At 40.7% G+C, this 2,626-nt stretch carries 1 protein-coding gene; it reads right to left on the bottom strand.

What is annotated here, in order from left to right:
• The coding region (locus tag ACN1CN_RS22675; RefSeq protein WP_419137952.1) for an Ig-like domain-containing protein at window positions 1-2,626 on the bottom strand (2,626 nt) is incomplete at both ends.

Here is a 2,626-nt window from a genome sequence, read left to right as displayed (position 1 = left end):
TCCCGCAGTCACATTTTCCCAGGTGTATGTGTAGGGACTACTTGTTGAAGTCGATAATAAAGTGGCACCGTTATAGAATTCTACCTTAGAAATCGTTCCGTCAGGATCGGTTGCTACAGCATTGATTCTAATACTTGCTGGGGCAATAAATGTAGCATTATTGGCAGGAGAAGTAACCGTTACCGTCGGAGCTTGATTATTATTAACCACTATGTTTACCACAGATGATGTTGCTGTTGCATTTGCGTTATCATATGATTTTACCCTTAGGGCATAACTTCCCGCAGTCACATTTTCCCAAGTGTAGGTATAGGGACTCGTTATTGAAGTCGATAATAAAGTTGCTCCACTATAGAATTCTACCTTAGAAATGGTTCCGTCAGGATCGGTTGCTACAGCATCGATTCTAATACTTGCCGGAGCAATAAATACAGTATTATTAACAAGAGAAGTAATCAATGCCATCGGAGCTTTATTATTATTAACCACTATGTTTACCACAGATGATGTTGCTGTTGCATTTGCGTTATCATATGATTTTACCGTTAGGACATAACTTCCCGCAGTCACATTTTCCCAAGTGTAGGTATAGGGACTACTTGTTGAAGTCGATAATAAAGTGGCTCCGTTATAGAATTCTACCTTAGAAATCGTTCCGTCAGAATCGGCTGCTACAGCATTAATTGTAACACTTGCAGGAGCCATAAATGCAGTATTATTAGCAGGAGAAATAATGCCGGCCGAAGGAGATTGATTCCCTGGTGTATTTACCGTAATTGCAATTGCAGAAGAAGTAGTAAATGTACCTCTGTCATCGTAGGCTTTGGCTGTCAATGAGTAAGCACCTGCAGGAAGACTTGTTAAGTTACAAGTGTAAGGAGTCGTGGTTGAAGTAGCTATTAAATTAATTCCATTATAGAACTCTACTCTGCTTACACTTCCATCTGCATCCGTAGCCGAAGCATTAATGGTAACAAAAGCAGGTGCCATATAGTTACTATTATTCGTTGGAGCTGTAATACTTACCCTAGGGGCATCATTTACAATTACCGTAATGGAAGATGAAGTTGAGATTCCATTATCATTATCATAGGCCTTAGCGGTTAGTATATACGTGCCTGCAGTTACATTCCCCCAGGCATAAGTATACGGACTTGCAGTAACTGTTCCCAATAGTGTAGTACCATTATAGAATTCTACCTTGCTTATGTTTCCGTCGGTATCGTTAGCTGTAGCTGATATAGCCAAAGTGGCTGGAGCAACATAAATTGCATTATCGGCCGGAGTGGTAATACTTACTGTAGGGGATTGGTTCACTTCGACCAAAACTGCCGAAGAAGTAGTGACACCCCCATTATTATCGTAAGCTTTTGCGGTCAACGTGTACGTTCCTATAGGTACGCTGGTCCAATTATAACTGTATGGGCTACTCGTTGAAGTCCCTAACAAACTGCTACCATTATAAAACTCCACTTTACTGATCGTACCATCTGTATCGTTAGCTGTAGCTGATATAGCGAAAGTGGCTGGAGCAAGATAAATTGCATTGTCCCCAGGAGTGGTAATACTTACTGTTGGGGATTGATTCACTCTGACCGTAAAGTTCACGGGAGCTGAAGAAATAATCGCCCCGTTATCGTCATAAGCCTTTGCTATTAGGTTGTAAGTTCCGTTACCTATTCCTGTCCATTTATAATTGTATGGACTCTGAGTGGATGTGCCAATTAAAGAAGCCCCTATATAGTATTCTATTTTGCTTATGGAACCCTCTACATCGACAGCAATATCAATCGTTGCGGGAGCACTATAAGTAGCAGCATTCGTCGGAGCAGTAATGCTTAACTTTGGTACATTGTCTAAACCGCAAAATTCAATTTCCGCTACATTACAATGTCCCCCCGCTGGAGATAAATATCTCACATATCTGAAAGCAGTACTATTGGAAACATTTACTTCAGTCCACTCCCGACTTGGATTGGAAGTAATGGTATATAAATCGACTACCTCGCTGCTAAAATCAGCAACATTGCTTCCCTGGAATTTCCCTCCGTTCATTCTATATTCCTTAGATATCCTTGGATAGAAGCGTATTGCTTTAACAACTTTTGCCGTTCCAAGATCTAATCCGGTATAACCTGTATTAGATGCACTGGCATCAAAAGCTGTATTTATATTTCCGTCAAATGCTTTATCATATTCAGAATCTGCTGCATAAGGAGCTGTACCAAAAGGGGGGCCTGATAACGAGGAGCAAGCGAAAATAACATTAACCGTTATAGGTGAAGAGCTGGTAATTCCATTGCTATTATCGTAAGCTTTCGCAGTTAATGTGTACGTTCCTATAGGTGCGCCTGTCCAGTTGTAACTGTATGGGCTGGTGGTTGAAGTCCCTAACAAAGTGGTACCATTATAAAACTCCACTTTAGTGATGGTACCGTCAGAGTCAGAGGCTGTTGCATAAATGTTAATATTTCCAGGATTGGTATAGACCTCATAATTGTCAGGTGAAATAATTGAAACTATTGGGCTTTTGTTTCCTACTATGACGCTAATAATAGAGGATACCATTTCAGCATTCAGGTTATCATAAGCCTTTGCAATAAGCTCATAAGTGCCGGCAGGAACT

This window comes from Flavobacterium sp. T12S277 (assembly GCF_048514875.1).
GTDB lineage: Bacteria > Bacteroidota > Bacteroidia > Flavobacteriales > Flavobacteriaceae > Flavobacterium.
This window is presented reverse-complemented; position numbering and strand designations above follow the sequence as displayed.